The sequence below is a fragment of the Pseudonocardia sp. D17 genome, assembly GCF_036984265.1.
Taxonomy (GTDB): Bacteria; Actinomycetota; Actinomycetes; order Mycobacteriales; family Pseudonocardiaceae; genus Pseudonocardia; species Pseudonocardia benzenivorans.
On the sequence record NZ_BPRG01000217.1, the window covers coordinates 229,870 to 253,294 of the forward strand.

At 75.2% G+C, this 23,425-nt stretch carries 24 protein-coding genes; 18 read left to right on the forward strand and 6 right to left on the reverse strand.

Translation table 11 applies throughout. The features are described 5' to 3' along the window. The first annotated feature begins 20 nt into the window (after window positions 1–20). From PSD17_RS30560 to PSD17_RS30595, 8 genes are all read left to right on the forward strand, one after another. The gene (locus PSD17_RS30560; RefSeq protein ID WP_339125885.1) at window positions 21–1,682 is read left to right on the forward strand and encodes a hypothetical protein; all 1,662 of its coding nucleotides are present in this window, start codon (window positions 21–23) and stop codon (window positions 1,680–1,682) included. Between the two features lie 361 nt (window positions 1,683–2,043). Then, a complete protein-coding gene (locus PSD17_RS30565; protein WP_339125886.1) occupies window positions 2,044–2,799 on the forward strand; it encodes a glycosyltransferase family 2 protein in 756 nt (251 codons plus the stop codon). Beyond that, window positions 2,796–3,914 carry a sugar phosphate nucleotidyltransferase gene (locus PSD17_RS30570; protein ID WP_103380047.1) on the forward strand — a complete coding sequence of 373 codons (1,119 nt, stop codon included), beginning with the start codon at window positions 2,796–2,798 and terminating at the stop codon, window positions 3,912–3,914. The genes PSD17_RS30565 and PSD17_RS30570 overlap by 4 nt, the downstream gene beginning before the upstream one ends. Before the next feature lie 3 nt (window positions 3,915–3,917). After that, complete coding sequence (locus PSD17_RS30575) at window positions 3,918–4,835, forward strand: DNA-3-methyladenine glycosylase family protein (RefSeq protein WP_013677253.1); 918 nt, start codon at window positions 3,918–3,920, stop codon at window positions 4,833–4,835. A gap of 114 nt (window positions 4,836–4,949) precedes the next feature. Continuing rightward, window positions 4,950–5,435 (forward strand): glutathione peroxidase, encoded by a 486-nt coding sequence (locus tag PSD17_RS30580; RefSeq protein ID WP_339125889.1) that lies wholly within the window; start codon window positions 4,950–4,952, stop codon window positions 5,433–5,435. Window positions 5,436–5,490: 55 nt separating this feature from the next. Then, complete coding sequence (cofD, locus tag PSD17_RS30585; RefSeq protein WP_103380046.1) at window positions 5,491–6,498, forward strand: 2-phospho-L-lactate transferase; 1,008 nt, start codon at window positions 5,491–5,493, stop codon at window positions 6,496–6,498. Continuing rightward, window positions 6,491–7,855: a coenzyme F420-0:L-glutamate ligase gene (locus PSD17_RS30590; RefSeq protein WP_013677250.1), complete on the forward strand. Its 1,365-nt coding sequence runs from the start codon at window positions 6,491–6,493 to the stop codon at window positions 7,853–7,855. The genes cofD and PSD17_RS30590 overlap by 8 nt, the downstream gene beginning before the upstream one ends. Continuing rightward, window positions 7,849–8,409 carry an NUDIX hydrolase gene (locus PSD17_RS30595; RefSeq protein WP_339125891.1) on the forward strand — a complete coding sequence of 187 codons (561 nt, stop codon included), beginning with the start codon at window positions 7,849–7,851 and terminating at the stop codon, window positions 8,407–8,409. The genes PSD17_RS30590 and PSD17_RS30595 overlap by 7 nt, the downstream gene beginning before the upstream one ends. Here PSD17_RS30595 and PSD17_RS30600 read toward each other — a convergent pair. Continuing rightward, window positions 8,382–9,134, reverse strand: coding sequence for a site-2 protease family protein (locus tag PSD17_RS30600; protein WP_103380043.1), 753 nt, complete (start codon window positions 9,132–9,134; stop codon window positions 8,382–8,384). The two genes, PSD17_RS30595 and PSD17_RS30600, sit on opposite strands and share 28 nt — an antisense overlap. 241 nt (window positions 9,135–9,375) lie before the next feature. On the opposite strand from PSD17_RS30600, the gene PSD17_RS30605 reads away from it, so the two are divergent. Further along, window positions 9,376–9,627, forward strand: coding sequence for a WhiB family transcriptional regulator (locus tag PSD17_RS30605; protein ID WP_041762434.1), 252 nt, complete (start codon window positions 9,376–9,378; stop codon window positions 9,625–9,627). A gap of 308 nt (window positions 9,628–9,935) precedes the next feature. On the opposite strand, the gene PSD17_RS30610 is transcribed toward PSD17_RS30605, so the two are convergent. Continuing rightward, a complete protein-coding gene (locus PSD17_RS30610; RefSeq protein WP_013677246.1) occupies window positions 9,936–10,415 on the reverse strand; it encodes a metallopeptidase family protein in 480 nt (159 codons plus the stop codon). 97 nt (window positions 10,416–10,512) lie between these two features. Between PSD17_RS30610 and PSD17_RS30615 the strand changes: the two genes are divergently transcribed. From PSD17_RS30615 to PSD17_RS30640, 6 genes are all read left to right on the forward strand, one after another. Next, window positions 10,513–10,866, forward strand: coding sequence for a DUF3499 domain-containing protein (locus tag PSD17_RS30615; protein ID WP_445261044.1), 354 nt, complete (start codon window positions 10,513–10,515; stop codon window positions 10,864–10,866). 84 nt (window positions 10,867–10,950) lie between these two features. Further along, the gene (locus tag PSD17_RS30620; protein WP_103380042.1) at window positions 10,951–12,306 is read left to right on the forward strand and encodes a phosphomannomutase/phosphoglucomutase; all 1,356 of its coding nucleotides are present in this window, start codon (window positions 10,951–10,953) and stop codon (window positions 12,304–12,306) included. 174 nt (window positions 12,307–12,480) lie between these two features. Then, window positions 12,481–12,696 carry a Trm112 family protein gene (locus PSD17_RS30625; protein WP_103380041.1) on the forward strand — a complete coding sequence of 72 codons (216 nt, stop codon included), beginning with the start codon at window positions 12,481–12,483 and terminating at the stop codon, window positions 12,694–12,696. 4 nt (window positions 12,697–12,700) lie between these two features. Continuing rightward, on the forward strand, window positions 12,701–13,789 hold the full coding sequence (locus PSD17_RS30630; protein ID WP_041762432.1) for an SIS domain-containing protein: 1,089 nt from the start codon (window positions 12,701–12,703) through the stop codon (window positions 13,787–13,789). A gap of 49 nt (window positions 13,790–13,838) precedes the next feature. After that, window positions 13,839–15,056, forward strand: coding sequence for a mannose-6-phosphate isomerase, class I (gene manA / locus PSD17_RS30635; protein WP_339125893.1), 1,218 nt, complete (start codon window positions 13,839–13,841; stop codon window positions 15,054–15,056). An 88-nt stretch (window positions 15,057–15,144) separates the two neighbouring features. After that, window positions 15,145–16,074 carry a cation diffusion facilitator family transporter gene (locus PSD17_RS30640; protein WP_013677240.1) on the forward strand — a complete coding sequence of 310 codons (930 nt, stop codon included), beginning with the start codon at window positions 15,145–15,147 and terminating at the stop codon, window positions 16,072–16,074. Window positions 16,075–16,086: 12 nt separating this feature from the next. Here the strand turns inward: PSD17_RS30640 and PSD17_RS30645 are convergent, their stop codons facing one another. Next, window positions 16,087–16,542 carry an Lrp/AsnC family transcriptional regulator gene (locus PSD17_RS30645; protein WP_233899158.1) on the reverse strand — a complete coding sequence of 152 codons (456 nt, stop codon included), beginning with the start codon at window positions 16,540–16,542 and terminating at the stop codon, window positions 16,087–16,089. Window positions 16,543–16,693: 151 nt separating this feature from the next. Here PSD17_RS30645 and ald point away from each other — a divergent pair, with 151 nt between their 5' ends. From ald to PSD17_RS30660, 3 genes are all read left to right on the forward strand, one after another. After that, window positions 16,694–17,809, forward strand: a complete 1,116-nt coding sequence (gene ald / locus PSD17_RS30650; RefSeq protein ID WP_339125897.1) for an alanine dehydrogenase — start codon at window positions 16,694–16,696, stop codon at window positions 17,807–17,809. Then, window positions 17,809–18,093, forward strand: coding sequence for a hypothetical protein (locus tag PSD17_RS30655; RefSeq protein WP_339125899.1), 285 nt, complete (start codon window positions 17,809–17,811; stop codon window positions 18,091–18,093). Before ald ends, PSD17_RS30655 begins: the two co-directional genes overlap by 1 nt. A gap of 662 nt (window positions 18,094–18,755) precedes the next feature. Then, window positions 18,756–20,285 (forward strand): amino acid permease, encoded by a 1,530-nt coding sequence (locus tag PSD17_RS30660; protein ID WP_339125901.1) that lies wholly within the window; start codon window positions 18,756–18,758, stop codon window positions 20,283–20,285. Between the two features lie 9 nt (window positions 20,286–20,294). Here PSD17_RS30660 and PSD17_RS30665 read toward each other — a convergent pair whose 3' ends face one another. The 3 genes from PSD17_RS30665 to PSD17_RS30675 all read right to left on the reverse strand — a co-directional run bounded on the left by PSD17_RS30665 (window position 20,295) and on the right by PSD17_RS30675 (window position 23,398). After that, complete coding sequence (locus PSD17_RS30665) at window positions 20,295–21,365, reverse strand: YeiH family protein (RefSeq protein WP_339125902.1); 1,071 nt, start codon at window positions 21,363–21,365, stop codon at window positions 20,295–20,297. Window positions 21,366–21,515: 150 nt separating this feature from the next. Beyond that, window positions 21,516–22,787 (reverse strand): glycosyltransferase, encoded by a 1,272-nt coding sequence (locus tag PSD17_RS30670; protein ID WP_339125904.1) that lies wholly within the window; start codon window positions 22,785–22,787, stop codon window positions 21,516–21,518. Further along, window positions 22,784–23,398, reverse strand: coding sequence for a TetR/AcrR family transcriptional regulator (locus PSD17_RS30675; RefSeq protein WP_103380038.1), 615 nt, complete (start codon window positions 23,396–23,398; stop codon window positions 22,784–22,786). Before PSD17_RS30675 ends, PSD17_RS30670 begins: the two co-directional genes overlap by 4 nt. Window positions 23,399–23,425: the final 27 nt, after the last annotated feature.

A 23,425-nucleotide genomic window follows, 5' to 3' on the forward strand; every position in this document is an offset into this window, starting at 1 on the left:
GCACCGACCGAGGAGGCGTCATGGTCGACGCGACGACGGACCCGCCCACCGGACTCGAGCGGCCGCAGCCGGACCCGTCGTTCGCGGCGGCCGACCTCGTGGAGCGGGAGCCGGTCGCGCCGCGGGACGAGATCGTGCGCGACGAGGTCCCGCGTCACGAGCCCGACGTCGTCGACCGCGACGGGTTCCGGGCGGGCGACGCCGCCCCGGTCGAGACCTATGGGCGGGACCGGCCCTCGGGAGGTCCGGGCGCACCGCGGCAGGCCGCCGCGCGCGAGCCCGCCGAGCGCCTCGACGAGCCGGCCGGCGGCGGTGTCCGCGGGGGTTCCGACGAGCGCTTCGACCAGCGCTTCGACGAGCGTTTCGACCAGCGCCTCGACGAGCGTTTCGACGAGCGTTTCGACGAGCGTTTCGGCGACGGGCCCGGCCCGGGACGGCCCGCTCTCGACCTGCCCGATCCCGGTGCCGGTCTCGCCGTGGGAACCGTTCCGGTCGGGGCCGCGCCGGCGCCCACCGAGGTCGTCGCCGACGTCCCGGTCCTGGCCGACGCCCCGGTGCCGGCCGACGCTCCGGTCCTCGCCGACGGCCCGGTCCTCGCCGACGGCCCGGTGCGCACCGCGGACCGCGTGCCGGTCGGCGAACCGCTGCCGGCCGGTGAGCCGTCGGCCGCCGCAGGGCCCGTCGGGGCCGTTCCCGGCGCGCGGGCCGACGGCCCCGTGCCGCCCGTCGGCACGGGCCTCGCCGCGGCTCCGGTTGCGGCGGATCCCGTTGCCGCGCAGCCGCTCGACGCACAACCCCGCGACGGACATCCCGGGCGCGCCGGGGCGACGCAGGCGCCGGTCGCGCCCCCGGTTGCCGAGCCGCTCACCGCGCAGGGCCGCGACCTGCTCAACCGCGACCTCGCGCTCGACGCCGTCGAGGTGCTGCGCCGCGCCGTCGCGCGCGGCGAGCCGTCCGCACCCGACGTCCTCGCCGACGCCTACCTCGACAGCGGCAGCTTCCACGCCGCGGCCGAATGGCTGGGGCTGCTGGTCGAGCGCGGGTACCTGCGCTTCGCGGGCCGGCTCGGGATCGCGCTCGCCGAGATCGGCGAGCGCGACGCCGCGGAGGAGGCACTGCGGCTGGCGATCGCGACGGGGGAGACCGCCGCGGCCAACGACCTCGCGATCCTGTTGCGCGACATGGGGCGTGACGCCGAGGCCGTCCAGGTGCTCACCCGCGCGGCCGACGACGGGGACGGCCTGGCCGTCGACAATCTCGTCTCGTTCCTCCTCGACGCCGACGAGCTCGCGCCCGCCGTCGAGGCCGCCGAGCGCTACGCCGACCGGGCGCGGCCCGACACCGTCGTCGCGCTGGCCGACGCCCGGACCGCGGCGCGGCGTGACGCGGAGGCCGAGGAGCTCTACCGGCTCGCCGACGAGCTCGGTGCCCTGCGCGCCCACACCGCCTACGCGACGTTCCTGCTCGCCACCCGCGCCGACCGCGTGCACGCCGAGCAGCACCTCCGGGAGGCGCGTCGGCACCGGGAGCCGGGGTCGGCCGCGGCGCTGGGGCTGTTCCTCGTCGAGGACGGGCGGGTGGCCGAGGGGCGCGAGCACCTCGTCGTCGGCGCGACGGCCGGGGACCGCGTCGCCGCGGCCGCACTCGCCGAGCTCGACGGCGAGGACCCCGACGACGACTGACCGCCGCGCCGGACGCTCCCGCGCGCGGTCGAGCGGCTGCCCCGGGCGGGGCCGCGCGGCGGTGTGGCCCTGCCCCGGGCGGTGCGGTGCGGCGCTGCCCCCTCCCGGGCGCAACCTCACGGTCCCCGCGCGCTCGCGGGACGACACCTGGGTTGCGCTCGGTCTGTGTCGTCGCGGCCGCCGGGGCCGCCTGCGGGCGGAGCGGCCGCCGGGGCCGCCCGCGGGCGGAGCGACCGCCGGGGCCGCTTCCGGGCGGAGCATCAGCCGGTCGCGCGACCCGGGCGCCCTCACCGGGGCCCGCACGTCACGGCTCCGCCGGACGCCGTCGGCGGGGGCCGCACCCGGCCGTTAAGGTGCCGCCGTGGAGGCCGGGAGCGACGAGGCGGCTGGGGCGTGCGCCGTGGTCGTCGCGGGGAACGGGTCGGTCGACGACGTCAAGCGCTGCCTCACGTCACTGGGTCTCGTCGACGAGGTCGTGCTCGTCGCGGGCGACCCCGCGCCCGCGGAGCTGCCGGGCGCCCGCGTGATCGACCTCGGCGAGCGGTTGGGCCGGCCCGCGGCGGTGAACCGCGCCGTCGTGACGCTGGGGCCCGAGGTCGCGTTCGTCCTCGTCACCGAGGTCGGTGTGACCTGGGACGACGACGCCGTCGCGGCGCTGCGCGCGGCGGCCCGGGACACTCCCCGGGCGGGCGCGCTGGTCCCTCGGCTGGAGGGGTCGTCGCCGGCCCCGGCACTGCCGGGTCGCTGGGTCGGCGACGCGTTGCTCGCGCGGCTGGCACCCGACGTCGTCACCCCGCCCGCCGACCTCCCCGGCCCCGCGGTGCTGCTGCGGCGCGCGGCCCTGGAGTCGGTCGGTGGCTGGGACGCGCGCCTCGCCGCCCCGTTCGCCGACCTGGACCTCGCCCGCCGGTTGGACGAGGCCGGCTGGCTCCGGGTCGCCGTCCCCTCGGCGCGGGCGGTGCGGGACGCTGTGCCGGACGTCCCCGAGTCCCCGGCGGAGCGGCACGCCGCCGCGCGGCGCACGGTCGGGGGCGGGCCGCGTGGCATCGCCGCCCGGGCGCTGCTGGCCGCGCGCGGGGCGGGGGCCGCGGGCCGGGCAGGCCGACCGGCAGGATGAGGTGGGCGTCCGCGGGACGCCACGACGAGGGGGACGGACAGGTGTTGCACGACGTCGAGGCCGTGGTGCTGGTCGGCGGGCAGGGCACGCGGCTGCGGCCGCTGACCCTCTCCGCGCCGAAGCCGATGCTGCCGACCGCCGGCGTCCCCTTCCTCGCCCATCTGCTCTCGCGCATCCGGGCGGCGGGCGTGCGCCGGGTCGTGCTCGGCACGTCGTACCTGGCGGAGACGTTCGAGAAGCACTTCGGCGACGGTGCGGCGCTCGGCCTGGACCTGACCTACGTCGTCGAGGACGAGCCGCTGGGCACGGGCGGCGGCATCCGCAACGTCGCCGGGCACCTCACCGCCGACGACGTGCTCGTGTTCAACGGCGACGTGTTGTGCGGGACCGACCTGCGCGCCGTGGTGGCCACCCACCGCGACACGCAGGCCGACGTCACGCTGCACCTGGTCCGCGTCCCCGATCCGCGGGCCTACGGCTGCGTGCCCACCGACCCCGACGGGCGCGTCCTCGAGTTCCTCGAGAAGACCCCGGACCCGCCCACCGACCAGATCAACGCCGGCTGCTACGTCTTCCGCCGCGCGGTGATCGACGCGATCCCGGCGGGCCGCGCGGTGTCGGTGGAGCGCGAGACGTTCCCCGGGCTGTTGGCGGCCGGATCGCGGATCTCGGGCCACGTCGACGACGCGTACTGGCGCGACATGGGCACCCCCGCCGACCTCGTGCAGGGCTCGGCCGACCTGGTGCGCGGCATCGCACCCTCCGACGCGCTGCCCGGCCCCACCGGCGACGCGCTGCGGCTCGCGGGCGCCGAGGTCGCGGCCGACGCGCACGTCGCGGGCGGCACGGTCGTGGGGGTGGACGCGCAGGTCGGGACGGGGGCCAGGGTCGTGGGGAGCATGCTGTTCGACGGCGCGGTCGTCGGCGCGGGCGCGACCGTCGAGAACTCCGTGGTCGGGGCCGGTGCCCGGGTCGGGGCCGGCGCGAGCGTCGTCGACACGGTCGTGGGCGACCGCGCGGTCGTCGGCGAGGCCTGCGAGCTGCGCGGCGGCATGCGCATCTGGCCCGACGTGGTGCTGCCCGCCGGCGGCGTGCGCTTCTCCCCGGACGTGTAGCCGGTGCCGGAACCCCTGGAACGCGAGTGGCGCCCGGCCTTCCGCCTCGACGTCGCGGGAGTCCTCGCGCCCTTGCGGCGCGGCCGGGGCGACCCGACCTGGCACTCGGCCGCCGACGGCGGCGCGATCTGGCGCACCGGCACCACCCCCGACGGCGCGGCGACCCTGCGCGTGCACCGGCGGACCGACGGGACGGTCGTCGCCGCGGCGTGGGGTCCGGGTGCGGCGTGGTCGGTCGAGCACCTGCCCGCCCTGCTGGGCGCGGACGACGACCCGGACTCGTTCGTCGCCCACCACCCGCTGGTCGAGGACGCGGCGCGACGGCTGCCGGGTCTGCGGCTGGGCGCGACGCGGCGGGTCTGGGACGTGCTGTTCCCCGCGATCCTCGAGCAGAAGGTCACCGGCACCGAGGCGCGGCGGTCCTGGCGGGAGCTGTGCCGACGCTTCGGTGAGCCCGCGCCGGGGCCCGCGCCCGACGGGATGCGGGTGCCGCCGTCGCCGGAGCGCACCCGCGCGATCCCCGACTGGGAGTGGCACCGCGCCGGGGTCGACTCGGCGCGACGGCGGGCGATCCTCGCCTGCGCGGCCGTCGCGCACCGGCTCGAGGCGGCGGCCGACCTCGGCGGTGAGGACGGGCGCATCCTGCTGCGGCGCGTCCCCGGCATCGGCGTCTGGACCGCGGCCGAGACCGCGCAGCGCGCCTGGGGCGACGCCGACGCCGTGAGCTTCGGCGACTTCCACATCCCGACGGTCGTGGGCTGGGCGCTCGTGGGTCGTCCGCTCGACGACGCCGGGATGCTCGCCGTCCTCGAACCCTACGTACCGCAACGGCACCGGGCCGTCCGGTACGTCGAGCTGTCGGGCTTCCGCCGCCCGCGCTTCGGCCCGCGCTACTCGCCGAAGGACTACCGGGCGATGTGACCCCGCCGGGTGGGCCGCCGACTCGTGAGCAGCCGATCGTGGGCCCGCCGGCCGTGAGTGGCGTTGCTCGCCATGGCCGGTAACGCCGGTCACGGCAGGGGTAGCGTGCGGATCATGGCTGCCGTGCTCGACGCCGACATCGCCGCACTCGACGGCGCGGACCTCCCCGACCTGGCCGGCAAGGCCGTCCTCGTGGTCAACGTGGCCTCGCGCTGCGGGCTGACGCCGCAGTACACGGCGCTGGAGGAGCTCCAGGAGCGCTTCGCCGACCGCGGCTTCACCGTCCTGGGTGTCCCGTGCAACCAGTTCGGGGGCCAGGAGCCCGGGTCGCCCGAGGAGATCGCGACGTTCTGCTCGACGACCTACGGCGTGAGCTTCCCGCTGACCGAGAAGGTCGAGGTCAACGGCCCCGGCCGGCACCCGCTCTACCAGCGGCTCACCGCGCACCCCGACGCCTCGGGCGAGGCGGGCGACGTGCAGTGGAACTTCGAGAAGTTCCTGCTCGCGCCCGACGGGACGGTCGTCGCCCGGTTCCGGCCGCGGACCGAACCGGGGTCCGACGAGGTCGTCGCGGCCCTGACGGCCGTGCTGCCCTCATGAGCGTCGGACCCGCCACGTAGGGTCGCCGCGTGAGTCCCGCGACGAAGGGTGCCTCGTGAAGGTCGTCGTGCTCGTCGGTGGCGTCGGCGGCGCCCGCTTCCTGCTCGGGGTCAAGGCCGCGCTCGGGCTGCCCGCGGTCGGTCCCGGTCCGGCCGACGCGCCGCACGAGGTCACGGCCGTCGTCAACGTGGGCGACGACATCTGGCTGCACGGCCTGCGCATCTGCCCCGACCTCGACACCTGCATGTACACCCTCGCCGGCGGCATCGACACCGAGCGCGGCTGGGGCCGCAAGGACGAGTCGTGGACCGTGGGTGCGGAGCTGGCCGCCTACGGCGCCGACCCCGACTGGTTCTCCCTGGGCGACCGCGACATCGCGACGCACCTGGTCCGCACCCGGATGCTGCGTGCCGGCTACCCGTTGTCGCAGGTCACCGAGGCGTTGTGCCACCGCTGGCAGCCCGGGGTGCGGCTGCTGCCCGTCACCGACGACCGGGTCGAGACCCACGTGGTCATCGACAACCCCGACGCGGCGATCGACGGCGCGCCCCCGCAGGTGGCGGTGCACTTCCAGGAGTGGTGGGTCCGGCACCAGGCCAAGCCGGCCGCGCACCGCTTCGCCTCCGTCGGCGCCGAGGAGGCCCGGGTGCTGCCCGAGGTGCGCGACGCGCTCGAGACCGCGGACGTCGTGCTCGTCGCCCCGTCGAACCCCGTCGTGAGCATCGGGACGCTGATCGGGGTGCCCGGGATGGCCCAGTCGCTGGTCGCGACGCCGGCGCGGATCGTCGGGCTCTCGCCGATCGTCGGCGGCGCCCCGCTGCGCGGGATGGCCGACGCGTGCCTCACCGCGATCGGGGTCGGGACCAGCGCGGAGGCGGTCGGCCGGCACTACGGCGGCCGGGCGGAGGGCGGCCTGCTCGACGGCTGGCTCGTGCACACCGGCGACGGGTGCGAGGTGCCCGGCGCCGAGGTCCGCGAGGTCCCGCTGCTGATGACGGACGTCGAGGCCACCGCCGCGATGGCCCGCGCGGCGTTCGAGCTCGCCGGGATCGACGGTGTCTGAGCGTCCGGAAGCGCTCCCGGGCGATCACGCGTCCCCCGACGCGGTCACCGTCCTGCCCGTCCGCGGGCTGCCCGAGTTCCGGCCGGGCGACGACGTGGCCGCCGCGATCGCCGCCGCCGCACCGTGGCTGGCCGAGGGCGACGTCGTCGTCGTCACGAGCAAGATCGTCTCCAAGGCCGAGGGCAGGCTCGTCACCGCGCCCGCGGACCCCGAGGAGCGCGACGCGCTGCGCCGCAGCCTGGTCGACGAGGAGACCGAGCGGGTCGTCGCGCGCCGGGGCCGGACGCTGATCGTCGCGAGCAAGCTCGGCCTCGTGCAGGCCGCGGCCGGGATCGACGCGTCCAACGTCCGGCGCGACGAGCTGGCGCTGCTGCCCGTCGACCCCGACGCCAGCGCCCGCCGGATCCGCGCGGGTCTGGCTGCGGCACTGGGCGTCGAGGTCGCGGTCGTCGTCACCGACACGATGGGCCGCACGTGGCGGGTCGGCCAGACCGACGTCGCGATCGGCTCCGCGGGCCTGCGGGTGCTGCACGGCTACGAGGGCGCGGTCGACGCCGAGGGCAACGAGCTGGTCGTCACCGAGGTCGCCGTGGCCGACGAGATCGCCGCCGCGGCCGACCTCGCCAAGGGCAAGCTCGGCGGGCTGCCGGTCGCGGTGGTGCGCGGGCTGCGCGTCGTCGACGACGGCTCCGGCGCCCGCGACCTCGTCCGCGCGCTCGACGAGGACCTGTTCTGGCTGGGCACCGAGGAGGCGCTGGCGCAGGGCCGCCGGGAGGCCGTGCTGCTGCGGCGCAGCTCGCGCAGCTTCGGACCGGACCCCGTCGACGCGGCGGCGCTGCGTCGCGCGGTCGGCGTCGCGCTCACCGCCCCCGCCCCGCACCACTCGGCGCCGTTCCGCTTCGGCTGGGTACGTGATCCGGACCGGCGCACCGCCCTGCTCGACGCGATGCGCGACCGCTGGCGCGCCGATCTCGAGGCCGACGGCAGGCCCGCCGACGAGGTGGAACGCCGCCTCGCCCGCGGCGACCTGCTGCGTCGGGCCCCGGAGCTGGTGCTGGCGTTCCGGACCGGCGACGGGGCGCAGCCCTACCCGGACCCCGTCCGCACCGCCGCCGAGCGCGACATGTTCACCGTCGCCGGGGGCGCGGCCGTGCAGTCCTTGCTGGTCGCGCTCGCGGCGGAGGGGCTGGCGTCGTGCTGGGTGGGGTCGACGATCTTCGCCGGCGACGTCGTGCGCGACGTGCTGGGTCTGCCCGACGACTGGCAGCCGCTCGGTGCCGTCGCCGTCGGGACGCCCGACGTGGCGCTCGTCCCGCGCCCGCCGCGTGATCCGGCCGCCGGACTCGTCGAGTGGTAGCCGCTGCCGTCGCGGCCGCCGAGCTGCGGGACTGGGTGCCGGGCACCGCCGGGCAGGAGGCGTTGCGGCAGGCGCTGCTCGCGTTCCTCGACGCCCGGCCCGACGACGCGTGCGACCGCTCCTGCGTCCCCGGCCATCTCACGGCCTCGGCGCTGGTGCTCGACGCGGCGGGAGAGCACACCCTGCTGACGCTGCACCGCCGGGTCCACCGTTGGGTGCAGCTCGGCGGGCACTGCGAGCCCGGCGACGCGTCGCTGCGGGCGGCGGCGCTGCGCGAGGCCACCGAGGAGTCCGGCATCGAGGGCCTCACGATCTCCGCGCGTCCGTTGCACATCGACGTCCATCCGGTGACGTGCTCGCTCGGGGTGCCGACGCGCCACCTCGACGTCCGCTACCTCGTCCGGGCACCGGCGGGCGCGCAGCCGCGGATCTCCGACGAGTCGCTCGACCTGCGCTGGTGGCCCGTCGACGGGCTGCCTGCCGACTCCGACACGGTTCCGGAGATGATCACGGCCGCGCGTCCGGTTCAGCGCCAGAACAGCAGCTCGGTGTAGCCGAGGCTCGCCGCGGTCGGGTTGCCGCCGACCGCCCCGAACACCCACGAGGAGATGCCGAAGAACACCTGCTGGGCCACCGGCAGGGAGATCAGCAGGACGAAGATCACGAGCGGGGCCCACGGGCGGACCTTGGCGGCCGTCCGGCGCGCGCCGTCGGACAGGTAGGGCTCGATGACGCCGAAGCCGTCGAGCCCGGGGATGGGCAGGATGTTGAGCACGAACGCCAGCACCTGGATCAGCGCCAGCGCCGAGAGCCCGATGACCAGCCCGTAGGGCATGGAGATCGTGGCGACGGCGATGGTCAGCACCGCGCCGAGGATCAGGTTCGTCGCGGGGCCGGCGAGCGAGACCAGGCTGCGCGCCGCCCGCGACCGGACGAGCCCGTGGTTGATCCACACCGCGCCGCCCGGCAGCGGGATGCCGCCGATGAGCAGGAACAGGATCGGCAGCACGAACGACAGCCCGACGTCGGTGTAGCGGCGGATGTCGAGCGTGAGGTAACCCTTGTCACGCACAGTGAAGTCGCCTGCCCGAAATGCGACGAAAGCGTGACCGAACTCGTGCAGGCACAGTGAGACCGTCCAGCCCCCCAGGACGAGCAGCACGACGCCGACGGTCAGGGCCGTCGACGAGTGCGGTTGCACGAGGAACGGCGCCGCCGAGGCCGCGACCACGCCGCCGACGACCGTCACGACGACCAGCAGCAGGAACCACGGACTCACTCGGCTCGACACACCCGTCACTTGACCAGTCTGCCGAACGGGCGACCGATGGGGTGGAACGCGTCACCCGTACGGCCGCCCCAACTTGCCAAGCGGCGAACCGCAGCGATGTACTTACGTCGGTGTCATTCGCCGGGGCGCGGGGAGAGGTGGGCGAGTGAACGTGATCAGTGACACACTTCGGTTGGTGGGGGACGGCTTCGTCGCGAGCGTGGCGGCGCCGGAACCCGAGGGTGACCTCGTGCACGTCGACGTGCTCGGCGAGGCGGGGGCGGAGCCGGACTGGCAGGAACGGGCGCTGTGCGCCCAGACCGATCCGGAGGCCTTCTTCCCGGAGAAGGGCGGCTCGACCCGGGAGGCGAAGCGGATCTGCGGCGGGTGCGAGGTCCGGGCCGAGTGCCTGGAGTACGCGCTGGCCCAGGACGAGCGCTTCGGCATCTGGGGCGGGCTGTCCGAGCGGGAGCGGCGCCGGTTGCGTCGCGCCGCCGGCTGAGCCCACGGGACGAGCGCGGCACGGGCCGGGGGGTCCGCGCGGCGCGACGAGCGGGTCGTTCCCCGTGGGCCACCGCCCACCGGGTCGACGACGTCTCGTGGGGTCGGTACGGGCCGGTGCGGGTGCAGGCGTCGGCCGGTTCGCGCGACGCCGCGGCTGCCGTCGGCGTGCTCTCGTCGGCGTGGCTCTCGTCGGCGGGGCCGCGGACAGTGCTGATGGGTGCGCGTGCGCGGCGTGTCGTCGACGCGTGGGCCGACGGGGCAGGTCGGGCCCGGTTCCCGTCGCCGTGACGAGAACCGGCGCGCGCCCTACTCGGCGCCGCCGTCGACCGCGTCGGGCTCGATGTTGAGGTACTCCGCGACCTGCTCGACGAGCACCTCGTGCAACAGGTCGGCCAGGTCGGCGCCGCCACGCGCCCGCGCCTCGAGCGGGCGCCGGTAGATCACGATGCGGGCCCGCGACGGGAGTCCCGCGTGGTCGACGCCCGCGGGCACCAGCTGCGCGAGCGGGACGCCCACGTCGGCGAGCACACCCGCGCCCCACACGACGTCGTCGGGCGAGGTCTCGTCGACCTCGGGCACCTCGTCGACCGCGAGGTCGAGCTCGGCGAGCTCGGGCCCCCAGCGCAGCTCGATCGGCTCGAGCGCCTCCAGCACGAGCAGGTCGAACTTCTCCGCCCGCGTGCGCGACGCGGGCAGCGACACCGGGTAGAGCAGGCCACGCAGGCCACGGCCCCGGCGGTCGCGCCGTCGGGGCGATCGGCGCAGCGTTCGACGCGCGGTGGTCACCCGGCGAATAGTACGACCGACGCCCGCACCCGGTCGCGCCGCGCGTCGCAGCCACGTCCCGCACGGCGCAGGCGCTATCGTCGACGACGTGCTGAGTGTGCGGAGGTGTTCGCGGACAGGGTGCACCGAGCTCGCGGTGGCCACACTCACGTACGTGTACGCCGACTCCACGGCCGTCGTCGGGCCGCTCGCCACGCAGGCCGAGCCGCACTCCTACGACCTGTGCACCGCCCACGCGCATCGGCTCACGGCGCCGCGCGGCTGGGAGGTCGTCCGGTTCGAGGGCGAGTTCGCCCCGCCCCAGCCGTCGGCCGACGACCTGACCGCGCTCGCCGAGGCCGTCCGCGAGGCCGGCCGGGCCGACCGTCCCCTCGACCCGCCGCCCTCGGTGCCCACCCAGGGCACCGGCCGCCGTGGCCACCTGCGCGTTCTCCCCGGCGCCGACGGCTGACCGCCGCCGCCCCCGCACGGCCGGACGGCCCGGCCGGGGGTGACCCGGCTCGCAGCGTCGTGCGCCCCCGATAGGGTCGGCGGCGTGCCCGACCTGTCCTCGATCGTGAAGGCCTACGACATCCGCGGCGTCGTCGGCGAGCAGCTCGATGCCGCCACGGTGCGCGCCGTCGGCGGGGCGTTGGCCCGGCTGGTCGGCGCGGAGGGGGCGTGCGGGGTGGTCGTCGGCAGGGACATGCGGGACTCCTCGCCCGGCTTCGCCGCCGCGTTCGCCGAGGGTGTCACCGGCCAGGGGCTCGACGTCGTCGACATCGGGCTGGCCAGCACCGACATGCTCTACTTCGCCGCGGGCACGCTCGACGTGCCCGGCGCCATGTTCACCGCGAGCCACAACCCCGCGCGCTACAACGGCATCAAGCTCTGCCGTGGCGGCGCCACGCCGATCGGCCAGGACACCGGCCTCGCCGCGCTCCGCGAGGCCGTCGAGGCGGGCGTCCCGGCGGGTCCGGGCGGCGGCACCGTCGAGCAGCGGGACCTGCTGGGGGCCTACGCCGACCACCTGCGCTCGCTCGTCGACCTGTCGGGCGCACGCCCGCTGCGGGTCGTCGTGGACGCGGGCAACGGGATGGCCGGACACACCGTGCCGGCGGTGTTCGCGCCGCTGCCGTTCGACGTCGTGCCGCTGTACTTCGAGCTCGACGGGAACTTCCCCCACCACGAGGCCAACCCGCTCGACCCGGCCAACCTCGTCGACCTGCAGAAGGCGGTCGTCGCCGAGGGCGCCGACATCGGGCTGGCGTTCGACGGCGACGCCGACCGCTGCTTCGCCGTCGACGAGCGGGGCGAACCGGTGAGCCCGAGTGCCATCACCGCGCTGGTGGCCGCGCGCGAGCTGGCGCGCTCGCCCGGCGACACGGTCATCCACAACCTCATCACCTCGAAGGCCGTGCCCGAGATCGTCACCGAGCTCGGTGGCACCCCGGTCCGGACGCGCGTCGGGCACTCGTTCATCAAGCAGACGATGGCCGAGACCGGCGCGGTGTTCGGCGGCGAGCACTCGGCGCACTACTACTTCCGCGACTTCTGGCGGGCCGACTCGGGGATGCTCGCGGCGCTGCACGTGCTGGCCGCGCTCGCCGGGCAGGACGGTCCGCTCTCGGCGCTGATGGCCGGCTACGAGCGCTACGCGGCGTCGGGTGAGATCAACTCGACGGTCGGCGACCAGGCCGACCGGGTCGCCGCCGTCCGCGAGGTCTTCGGCGCGCGTCCCGGGACCGCCTTCGACGAGCTCGACGGCCTGACCGTCACGCTGGCCGACGGCGCGTGGTTCAACCTGCGTGCGTCCAACACCGAACCGCTGCTGCGGCTCAACGTCGAGGCCGCCGACGCCGACGCCGTCGCCGTCCTGCGCGACGAGGTGCTGGCCATCGTGCGCGCCTGAGGGGCGCGCGACCCGTCGCGACCCACGCGGGGGCCCCCGCGTCACAGACATCGATCCGCAGGCGGTCGGTCCGGTACCCGGACGGACCCGGCGCGGACCCGCCCGGACTGGCAGCATCGCAGGGGTGGGGCCCGCACCGTCGGCTGCGACCCCGTGCAGGGAAAGAGGAGGACCGTGGCCATCGAGCTCGACCCCCAGCTGCTGGAGATCCTGGCGTGCCCGTCCGACGACCACGCGCCGCTGCGCCCCGGGTCCGTCGCCGGCAAGGACGTGCTGACCTGCACCGAGTGCGGCCGGCGGTTCCCCGTCGTCGACGGGATCCCGGTGCTGCTGCTCGACGAGGCCCTGCCCGCCGACACCACTGGTACCGGTCCCCGTGGCGACGGGTGAGTCCGTGCTCGACGACACCCTGCTGCTCGATGCGGCGGCGCTCGCAGCCGTCGACACCGGCGGTGTGCTGCGCGCCGCGGCGACGGCCGGCGCCCAGGTCCGCTCGGCGGCCCTGAGCACCGACGAGGCCGGCGTCCCCGACCTGTCGGGGCACCGCCCCCGCGGGCTGGTGCTGGTCCGCAGGCCCGGCGTCTCGGCCACGGCGATGCCGCTGGTCGCCGCCGTGCTCGGCCCCGCGTGTCCCGTGCCCGTCGTGCTCGCCGACACGGTCCCGCTCTGGACCGGTCCGCTCGACGTCGTCGTCGTCCACACCGACGACGCGAACGACGCCGAGCTGGCCGACGCCGTCGGTTCCGCGGTCCGCCGCGGCAGCGACGTCGTGCTCTCGGCGCCCGGTGACGGCCCGGTGGCCGCGGCCGGCGCGGGCCGCGTCCGGCTCGTCGAACCCCGGATCCCGGTGCCGCCGGCCCTCGACCTGCCGCGCGCCTACGCCGTCGGCCTCGTCGTCGCGGGCACCCTCGGGCTGCTCGGAGCCGGGTTCGACGTCCGGCTCGACGCGCTCGCCGACGCGCTCGACGGCGAGGCGGAGCGCAACCAGCCCGGCCACGAGCCGTTCATGAACCCCGCCAAGGCGCTCGCGCTGCGGCTGGCCGAGCACACGCCGCTGCTGTGGGGCGTCGACGCCGTCGCGTCGGCCGTCGCCGCGCACGGCGCCGCGGCCCTGGCCACCCACGCCGGGGTCGTCGCCCACGCCGACGACGCCGCGCGCGCCGCGACCGCGACCGGGCTGCGTCGCGCGCTGGAGTCCGGCGCCGCCGAGCGCGACGTCTTCCACGACCCGTTCGACGACCCCGCGCCCGCCGCGCTCGCGCTGCGCCTGGTCCTGCTCGCGACCGGCGAGGACGAGCCCGGCCAGGCCCTGCTGCGGCGCACGGGCCGTGACTGGCCCGTCGCCGACGTGCTGCATCCGGTGGAGGAGATCGTCCGCGGCACCCCGAACGCCGCGGTCCTGCGTGCCGGGGTGCTGGCGTCGCGCCTGGACATCGCCGCCGTGTACCTGGGACTGGCGACCCGTACCATCGAGCCGGCCTGACCGTCGGCCCCACCGGGGCCGCGCAGTCCGAACGAGGAGCACGTCGACCGTGGAGTTGCTGGAGAATCCGGTGCGGCCCTACGCCTGGGGCTCCCGCACCGTGATCGCGGAGCTGCTCGGGCGCCCGTCGCCGTCCCCGCACCCGCAGGCGGAGCTGTGGCTCGGCGCGCACCCGGCCGACCCGTCGCACGTGGTCCGCGACGACGTCACCGCGGAGTCGCTGATCGAGCTCATCGACGCCGACCCGGTCCGCGCCCTCGGCCCCGACCGGGTCGACCGCTGGTCGGGGCGGCTGCCGTTCCTGCTGAAGGTGCTCGCCGCCGACGAGCCGCTGAGCCTGCAGGCGCATCCCAGCGCCGAGCAGGCCGCGGCCGGGTTCGAGCGGGAGAACGCCATGGGCCTCCCGGCCGACGCCCCGGATCGCAACTACCGCGACCCCAACCACAAGCCCGAGCTGATCTGCGCGCTCACCGAGTTCCACGCGCTCGTCGGGTTCCGCGAGGCCGACGCGTCGGTGCGGCTGCTGCGGGCGCTCGACGTGCCGGCGCTGGCCGCCTACACCGAGCTGCTCGCCGCGCAGCCGGGTCCTGACGGGCTGCGCGCGCTGTTCACGACGTGGATCACCCTGCCCCAGTCGGTACTCGACGACCTGGTGCCGGCCGTCCAGGAGGGCGCCGTCCGGCTGGCCGCGGCCGGCGGCGAGTGGTGCATGGAGGCCCGCACGATCCTCGAGCTCTCCGAGCGCTACCCCGGCGACGCGGGGGTGCTGGCGTCGATCCTGCTCAACCGGACCGTCCTGCAGCCGGGCGAGGCCCTCCACCTGCCAGCCGGGAACCTGCACGCCTATCTGTCCGGCGCCGGGATGGAGGTGATGGCCAACTCCGACAACGTGCTGCGCGGCGGTCTCACGCCCAAGCACGTCGACGTCCCGGAGCTGCTGCGCGTCCTCGACTTCGCCGCCGCACCCCCGCCGATCTGCACCGGGCACCCCGACCGCGGCTGGATCCGCTATGACACCCCCGCCGTGGAGTTCTGCCTGCGCCGGTTCGTGGCCGAGGGGCCGCAGGCATCGGTGGTCGTGCCCGACGGCGGGCCGCGGATCCTGGCGTGCACCTCCGGTTCGGCGATCATCCGCAGCGACTCGGGCGTGCTCAAGCTCGCCCCCGGAACCTCGGTGTTCCTGCCGGACGCCGACGCCGGTGTCGTCGTCGACTCCGCGGCTCCGGGGACGCAGCTCTTCCTGGCCGGCGACGGCCTCGGGGTCTGACGGGGCGCGACGGGCCCAGACGTCCGTTTCGCTAGGGTTTTCCCCGGCGCCGGACATCCCCGGCGGCGGGGACGGCTGAGGAGTGGACGTGTCGGCGAACGGCGGAACCCGGGCGATCATCGCCGCGCTGCTGGCCAACGCGGGCATCGCGCTCGCGAAGTTCATCGGCTTCCTGGTGACGGGCTCGTCGTCGATGCTCGCGGAGGCCGTGCACTCGGTGGCCGACACCTCCAACCAGGGCCTGCTGCTCATCGGCGGCAAGCGTGCCCAGCGCGCCGCCACCCCCGAGCACCCCTTCGGCTACGGCCGCGACCGCTACTTCTACTCGTTCGTCGTCGCCCTGCTGCTGTTCACCCTCGGCTCGGTCTTCGCGATCTACGAGGGCATCCACAAGCTGCAGCATCCCGAGCCGCTCACCACGCCGATCGTCGCGGTCATCATCCTGCTCGTCGCGGTCGCCCTCGAGGGCTTCTCCTTCCGCACCGCGATCCACGAGTCGCGCCCGCTGAAGGGGTCCGGCAGCTGGTGGGGCTTCATCCGCCAGTCCAAGGTGCCGGAGCTGCCCGTCGTCCTGCTGGAGGACTTCGGCGCGCTGATCGGCCTGGTGCTCGCCCTGTTCGGCGTCGGGCTGACGGTGCTCTCCGGCGACCCGGTGTGGGACTCGATCGGCACGCTGTGCATCGGCACCCTGCTCGGGATCATCGCCATCATCCTGATCATCGAGATGAAGAGCCTGCTCATCGGCGAGGGCGCCACCGCACCGGTGCTGGGCACGATCACCGAGCGGCTCGAGGCGGCCGACGAGGTCGTGCGCGTCATCCACATCCGCACCCAGTACCTGGGCCCCGACGAGCTGCTCGTCGCGGCGAAGCTCGCGCTGCGGCCGGGCATGTCCGTCGAGCAGGTCGCCACGTCGATCGACGCGGCCGAGGCGCGCGTCCGCGACGCCGTCCCCGTCGCGCGGCTCATCTACCTCGAGCCCGACCTCGAGCGGACCGTCGTCGCCGGCTCTCCCTAGTACGTCTGCGGCCTAGTACGTCTGCGGCGGGCGGATGTGGTCGAAGATCAGACTTGTCCGCGTCGCCGCGACGTCGGGGTGGGTGTTGAGCGTCATCACGAAGTCGCGCAGGGCCGAGGAGTCGGCGGTCGCGACGCGGAGCATGTAGTCGTCGTCGCCGGCGAGGAAGTAGACGTCGCGGACCTCCGGCAGCCGTCCGACGCGCTCGACGAACTCGGCCAGGCGGCTGCGGGCGTCGCTCTGCAGCCGTACCGAGATCATCGCCTGCAGCGGATGGCCCGTGGCGGCCGGGTCGACGTCGGCGTGGTACCCGCGGATGACGCCGCGCTCGCGCAGTGCCCGGATCCGCCCCAGGCACGTCGACGGCGCGATGCCCACGGCCTCGGCGAGCGCGTTGTTGGGCATCCGGGCGTCGTGCTCGAGCAGGCGCAGCAGCTCGCGGTCGATCCGGTCGGGCAACGCCCGCACATCGTTCGGCTGAGGGCCCCGCGGAAACACTGATTTGGAATCTTCGTCGGCCATATCGTCTCCTCATGAATCTTCTTCGGAAATGTTGGCACGAACACGTATCAAGTTCATCATGGAGAAATAGCGAGCCGCTGAACACTGTGAGGTCACCGTGAGGATCGCCGTTCCGCGCGAGATCAAGGACAACGAGTTCAGGGTCGCGCTCACCCCCGCCGGGGTGCACGAGCTGGTCGGTCGCGGCCACGAGGTCGTCGTCGAGCAGGACGCGGGGGCCGGATCCTCGATCCCCGACGCGGACTACAAGGCCGCGGGCGCGCAGGTCCTGGTGGGCGCACAGGCCGTGTGGGAGAGCGCCGACCTGTTGCTCAAGGTCAAGGAGCCGGTCGCGGCGGAGTACGGGTACCTGCGCAGCGACCTCACGCTGTTCACCTACCTCCACCTGGCGGCGTCGCGCCCGTGCACCGACGCGCTGCTCGCCGCCGGCACGACGTCGATCGCCTACGAGACGGTCACCACCGCCGACGGACGGCTGCCGCTGCTCGCGCCCATGAGCGAGGTCGCGGGCCGGCTCGCCACCCAGGTCGGCGCCTACCACCTGATGCGCCCGGTCGGCGGCCGCGGCGTACTGATGGGCGGCGTGCCCGGCACCCCGCCCGCCCGGGTCCTGGTCATCGGCGCCGGCGTCGCGGGTCGCAACGCGGTCGCGATGGCCGTCGGCCTGCATGCCGACGTCGTCGTCGCGGACGTCGACGTCGAGAAGCTGAAGGCGGTCGACGCCGAGTACCACGGCCGCGTCCGCACGGTGTACTCCACCGCCCACGACCTCGAGCGCGAGCTGCTGGCCGCCGACCTCGTCGTCGGGGCGGTGCTCGTCCCGGGTGCGAAGGCCCCCAAGCTGGTGCGCGACGACGTCGTGGCCGGGATGCGCGCCGGCGCGGTGCTCGTCGACGTCGCCATCGACCAGGGCGGGTGCTTCGAGGGCTCGCGGCCCACGACGCACGCCGACCCCGTCTACCGGGTGCACGACACGGTGTACTACTGCGTCGCCAACATGCCCGGCGCGGTGCCGGAGACATCGACGCGTGCGCTGACCAACGTCACGCTGCCCTACGTGCTGCGGCTGGCCGAGCTCGGTCCGCTCGCCGCGCTGCGCGCCGACGCCGGTCTCGCCGGGGGCCTCAACACCTGGGCCGGATCGCTGACCAACGCCGCCGTCGCCGCCGCCCACGACCTGCCCTTCACCGCCCCGGCCGACGTCCTGGCCTGATGACGGGGTTCCGCGCCGCGGGCCTCGGTGCGCTGGGGTGGCTCGCGCGCGTGGCGCCGCGCGACGTCGCGCGGGTCCTCCGTCGGCCTCCTGCCGTCGCGTGGGCCCCGGTCGCGTGGGCCCCGGTCGTGTGGGTCGCGGTCGTGTGGGTCGCGGTCATGTGGGTCCCGGTCGTCCGGGCCTGGTCGTCCCGAGCCTGGCTGCGCCGGGGCTGGTCCTGCCGCGGCGGCGCCGGTGCGGCCCGGGATGGTCCGGGGCGGTCCGGAGCGATCGTGTTGGGGTGATCACTGATCCCGGGGCATGGACGCGGTCACGTGCGCTCTTGTCCCGCGAACGGCGATCACGGGCGACGCGGCTCCGGTCGGGTTCGCGTCGCGGCCGGACCGTGTGCGGCGGGGGACCGTGGTACCAGAACCGCGTCGGGTCGGGGGGGGGCACGGGATCGCTCCCCGGGGCTTGCGCGGATGCCGGGCTGCGACGAGGGCGACCGGGGCCGGGCGGCTGTGCCGGTGGCTCGGCTGTGGGCCGGTCGCGGGGTGCGGCGGCGTTGGTGAGCGCTCGGTGGGTGAGTGCGCGGGGTGATCGCTGGATGCGGGACGTGGACCCCGGTCGGCGGCGCTCCAACCCGAGGTGATCACCGTTCCCGGGACATGGACGCCGTCAGCTGCGCTCACGTCCCGCGAGCGGCGATCACGGCGAAGGGGCTCCGCTCGGCTCGTGTTGAGCCTGGACCGTGCGCACCTCGACCGTGCGCGCCTGGGCCGTGCCACTGGACCATCGGCGGCCGGACAGCGTAGGGCGGGCGCGCGCGGCGGGTTGGCGCCGCGTGACTCGCGCGGAGCCCGGCCCGCGACGGCCGCGAGCGGACCGGCCGGCTCTGCAGCCGGCGGGCGGGCGCTCGCCAGCGCATGCCGACGAACCCCGACGCGCGTAGCCTCCCCGTCTCATGACGGCAGAGGACCTGCGACCCGCGAAACAGCGTCACGGGGTGTTCCGGACCAAGAGCGTCGAACAGTCCATGAAGGACACCGACGACCCGGACAGCAAGCTGCGCAAGGACCTCGGCACCTGGGACCTGATCGTGTTCGGGGTCGCCGTCGTGGTCGGGGCCGGAATCTTCACGATCACCGCGAGCACCGCGGGCAACGTCGCGGGGCCGTCGGTGTCGGTCGCGTTCGTGATCGCCGCGATCGCCTGCGGGCTCGCCGCCCTCTGCTACGCGGAGTTCGCCTCCACGGTGCCCGTCGCCGGGAGCGCCTACACGTTCTCCTACGCGACGTTCGGGGAGCTCATCGCCTGGATCATCGGATGGGACCTGATCCTGGAGCTCGCGGTCGGCAGCGCCGTCGTCGCCAAGAGCTGGTCGAAGTACCTGAACCAGGTCCTCGGCCAGATCGGCGTCGACCTCCCGACGCAGCTGCCGATGGGGCCGCTCGCGTTCGACTGGGGCGCCCTCCTGCTGGTCGCGGTCCTGACGACGCTGCTCGCACTCGGCACCAAGCTCTCCAGCCGGGTCAGCCTCGTCTTCACCACGATCAAGGTCGCGATCGTGCTGCTGGTGATCGTCGTCGGCATCGGGTACGTCAAGGCCGCGAACTACTCGCCGTTCGTGCCGCCGGCGGCGCCGGCGACCGAGGGGGAGACCGGCCTGACCCAGTCGCTCCTGTCGGTGTTCGGCGGCGCCGGGAGCAGCAACTTCGGCATCTACGGGCTGCTCGCCGCCGCGTCCGTCGTGTTCTTCGCGTTCATCGGTTTCGACGTCGTCGCCACGGCGGCCGAGGAGACCAGGGACCCGCAGAGGTCGTTGCCGCGGGGCATCCTCGGTTCGCTGGCCATCGTCACCGTGTTGTACGTGGCGGTCTCGCTCGTGCTGACCGGCATGGTCAAGTACACCCAGCTCGCCGACCAGCCCGACGGGACCCAGGCCACGCTCGCGACGGCCTTCGCCGATCTCGGCGTCAACTGGGCCGCGACGGTCATCGCGATCGGCGCACTCGCCGGCCTCACGACCGTCGTCATGGTCCTGATGCTCGGCCAGATCCGCGTCATCTACGCGATGGGCCGCGACAACCTGCTGCCCCGGCCGCTGTCGCGCACGGGATCGCGCGGGACGCCGCTGCGGGCCACGCTCATCGTCGGGGCGCTGGTCGCGCTCGGTGCGACGTTCTTCCCGGCGGGCGACCTCGAGCAGATGGTCAACATCGGGACGCTGTTCGCGTTCGTGCTGGTCTCGATCGGCGTCGTCATCCTGCGCCGGACGCGCCCGGACCTGAAGCGCTCGTTCCGCACCCCGCTGGTCCCGCTGGTGCCGATCCTGTCGGTCCTCGCCTGCGTGTGGCTGATGCTCAACCTGTCGGTGGAGACGTGGCTGCGGTTCATCGTCTGGATGATCGTCGGTGGGGCGATCTACGCGTTCTACGGCCGCACGCACTCACGGGTGCGCAACGAGCGGCAGCAGGAGACGTCGGGGCGCTGACGCGGCGCGTCAGAGCGTCCCGGTGAGCGCCTGCAGGCCGAGGCTCGACGCCGCCACCATGATCCACAGGATTCCGCCGAGCAGCAGGGGCCGCGTCCCGGCGCCGCGGATCTCCGACGGGCGCAGCGACAGCCCGACACCGGCGAGCGCGACGGTGATCAGGAACGTCCCGAGCAGCGACAGGGTCGGGTGCCACGCCGGGGGGATGACGCCGAGGGTGTCGAGCGTCGCGGCGGCGAGGAAGCCGAGCAGGAACAGCGGCAGCACCCGGTGCCAGGGGATGCCGCGCAGCCCGCGGTCGGCACCCGCCTGCCGGTGCGCGGTCCACAGCGCCAGCGCGATCACGACGGGGACCAGCAGCAACGTCCGCGTCAGCTTGACGACGATCGCGTACGACGACGCGTCGCCGCCGTACGAGACGGCTGCCGCGACGACCGACGACGTGTCGTTGACCGCGGTGCCCGCCCAGAGGCCGAAGGCGTGGTCGGAGAGGCCGAACAGGTGCCCGAGCGCCGGGAAGGCCAGTACGGCGGCGACGTTGAAGACGAAGATCGTGCCGACGGCGTAGGCGATCTCGTGCTTGCGCGCGTCGATGACGGCGGTCGTCGCCGCGATCGCCGAGGCCCCGCAGATGCCGGTGCCGACGGAGACGAGAATCCGGGTCGCACCACCGACCCCGAGCATCCGCCCGATCAGCCAGCCGCCGCCGAGCGCCACCGCGAGCGTGCCGAGCATGACCGGCAGCGACCCCGCGCCGACCGTGATCACCTGCTGCAGGGACAGCCCCGTCCCGAGCACGACGATCGAGGCCTGGAGCACGGGTTTCGCGGCCACGGCGATACCGGGCGACATCCGCTCGCCGGGCGCGAACAGGGCGGCGACGACCCCGCCGAGCACGATCGCGAACACCGGTCCTCCGACGACCGGCACCCATCGCCCCAGCACCGTCGCGACGACCGCGACGGCGAGCGCCAGCACCAGTCCGGGAGCGGTCCGCCGCAGCCGCGCTGCCCCACCTGCGAGCCGGTGGGGCATCGACCACGACCAGCCATGTCCCGGACCGTGTGCCCAGCTGCTCATCGGCGTCCCCTCTGTGCTCGACGTCGACGTCCGAAATGTAGGACGCGGCACGGCTAATGTCTGGACATTAGCCGATGAGCGGCGGGGGGTCGAGACGGAGCGGCAGACGCAGGCCCCCGTCGGGCGGCCGGGCGGCCCCGAACCGGAGGGCTACGCCGGGCAGGTATCCGGCGCGGATCGGCCTGCTCGCAGCCCGAGGAGCTCGTCGGCCGCGTCGGCGAACCGTGCGGCCGCGGCCTCGCCGGGCGGGATGGTGGTGGCGACCGCACGAGCCCGGTCCCGTAGCGCGATCGCGCTCCGAACCGCACGGCGCAACCGGGCCGCGTCGAGCCGGCGGGCCGGTAGCACGACTCCCGTTCCGGCCTGCGCGACGCGGCGGGCGACCTCCGGCTGGTCGCGGCCGAACGGCACCGCGACCACCGGTACCCCCGCCCCGACGGCCTTGGCGACGATCCCCATCCCGGACGGGCACACGACGGCCGCGGCCCGGGCCAGCACCGCCGCGTGCGGGGCGAACCGCTCGACGCGCACCCTGGGTGCCTGCGGCGGCGTCGCGGAGTCGTAGGCACCGGCGAGGGTGACGACGACGCGCACGGGCTCGTCGCGCAGTGCCTCGATCGCGGTGGCGGCCAGCGCCTCGTCGCCCTGGTAGTGCGTCGAGCAGGTGACCAGCACCCACGGCTCACCGGGCTCGGCGAGCCACGCGGGCTCGTCGGCGGGCGGGTCCCACGGCTGCCCGCCGACGATGCGGACGTGCGCGGGCAGGTCGGTCCGGGGGTACTCCAGGGGTTCGCCGGTGAGAACGAGGACGCGGTCGGCGCCGGTGAGGTACTCCAGCGGACTGCGCAGCGCGGGCAGGCCCTCGGCGCGGCGGACGTCGTTGAGCCCCGGCAGCAGCGCCTTGCCGAACGCCTTCTCGACGACCTTCCACAGCACCGCGTCGCGCAGCGCCCCCCACGGCCCGGTGCGGGGGCGCAGTCCCATGCCGTACGGCGGGATCCCGGCCCCCGGGTAGGGCAGCACCGAGGGCACCAGGGTGGCCCACGGCAGCCCGGTGGACTGTGCGGCCGTGGCCGCGCCGTAGGTGTTGGCGTCGACGAGCAGCGCGTCGGGCCGCACCGTCGCCACGGCGGCGTGCAGGTCCTGCGCTTCCCATGCGGAGCGGGCGAGCAGATCGGACAGCTCGTCGACGTGCCGGCCGCCCGGGCCGTGGGAGGCCGCGACGTGGGCGCTGATCCGCGGGTCGACGGCGCTCGCCTCGAGCCTGCCCCCGATGATCCCGGCGGCGGTGAGCTGGGCGGCGAGCTCGGGGGAGGTCCGCAGGTGCACCCGGTGGCCGCGCGCCGCGAGCGCGCGCAGGCCCGGGACCAGCGGGAACACGTGGCCCGCCGCGGGCGGGGTGTAGACGAGGAACGTGCTCATGGCTCCTGCTTCCGGTCGGCGTCCGGAGCGGCGAGCGCGGCCCGGACGAGCATGGCGATGGTGTCCTCGGCCTGACCGGCGGTCAGGCCCTCGTGTGCGGTGAGTACGAGCCAGAGCTCGACGCCGGTGACGGCGACGAGCCGGGCGCGCAGCGTCGACCGGACGGGCTCGGCCAGCGCCGCGAGTGGCTCCGCGAACGCCTCCTCGATCCACTCCCGGTGGGCCCGACGGCCGCCCTCGGCGTTGGCCGCCAGCGCGGGCGAGCTGTCCTGCTGGGTGAGGTTGCGGTCGAGCACGGCGGCCCACCGCTGGTAGTGGCGACGGAAGGCGGCGGCCACCCGGGCGGGATCGGGGCCGGGCGGGGTGCCGAGGTCCTCGGCCACCTGCGGCGCGATCCATGCGCCGACGGCCTCGGCGAGCCCGTCTTTGGTGCCGACCCGGCGGATCAACGTCTGCAGTCCGACGCCGGCGCGCTGGGCCACCGCCGCGAGCGTGATCTGGTCGTACGGGCGCTCGATGAACAGTTCGAGGGCCGCGCCCAGGATCCGCTCGGTGTTGCGGCTCGCCGCGTCCGCTCGGGCGGCCTGCCGGTACTGCCGCGTCTCTTTCACGGTAATGAGGTTACCGCGAAATTTGGG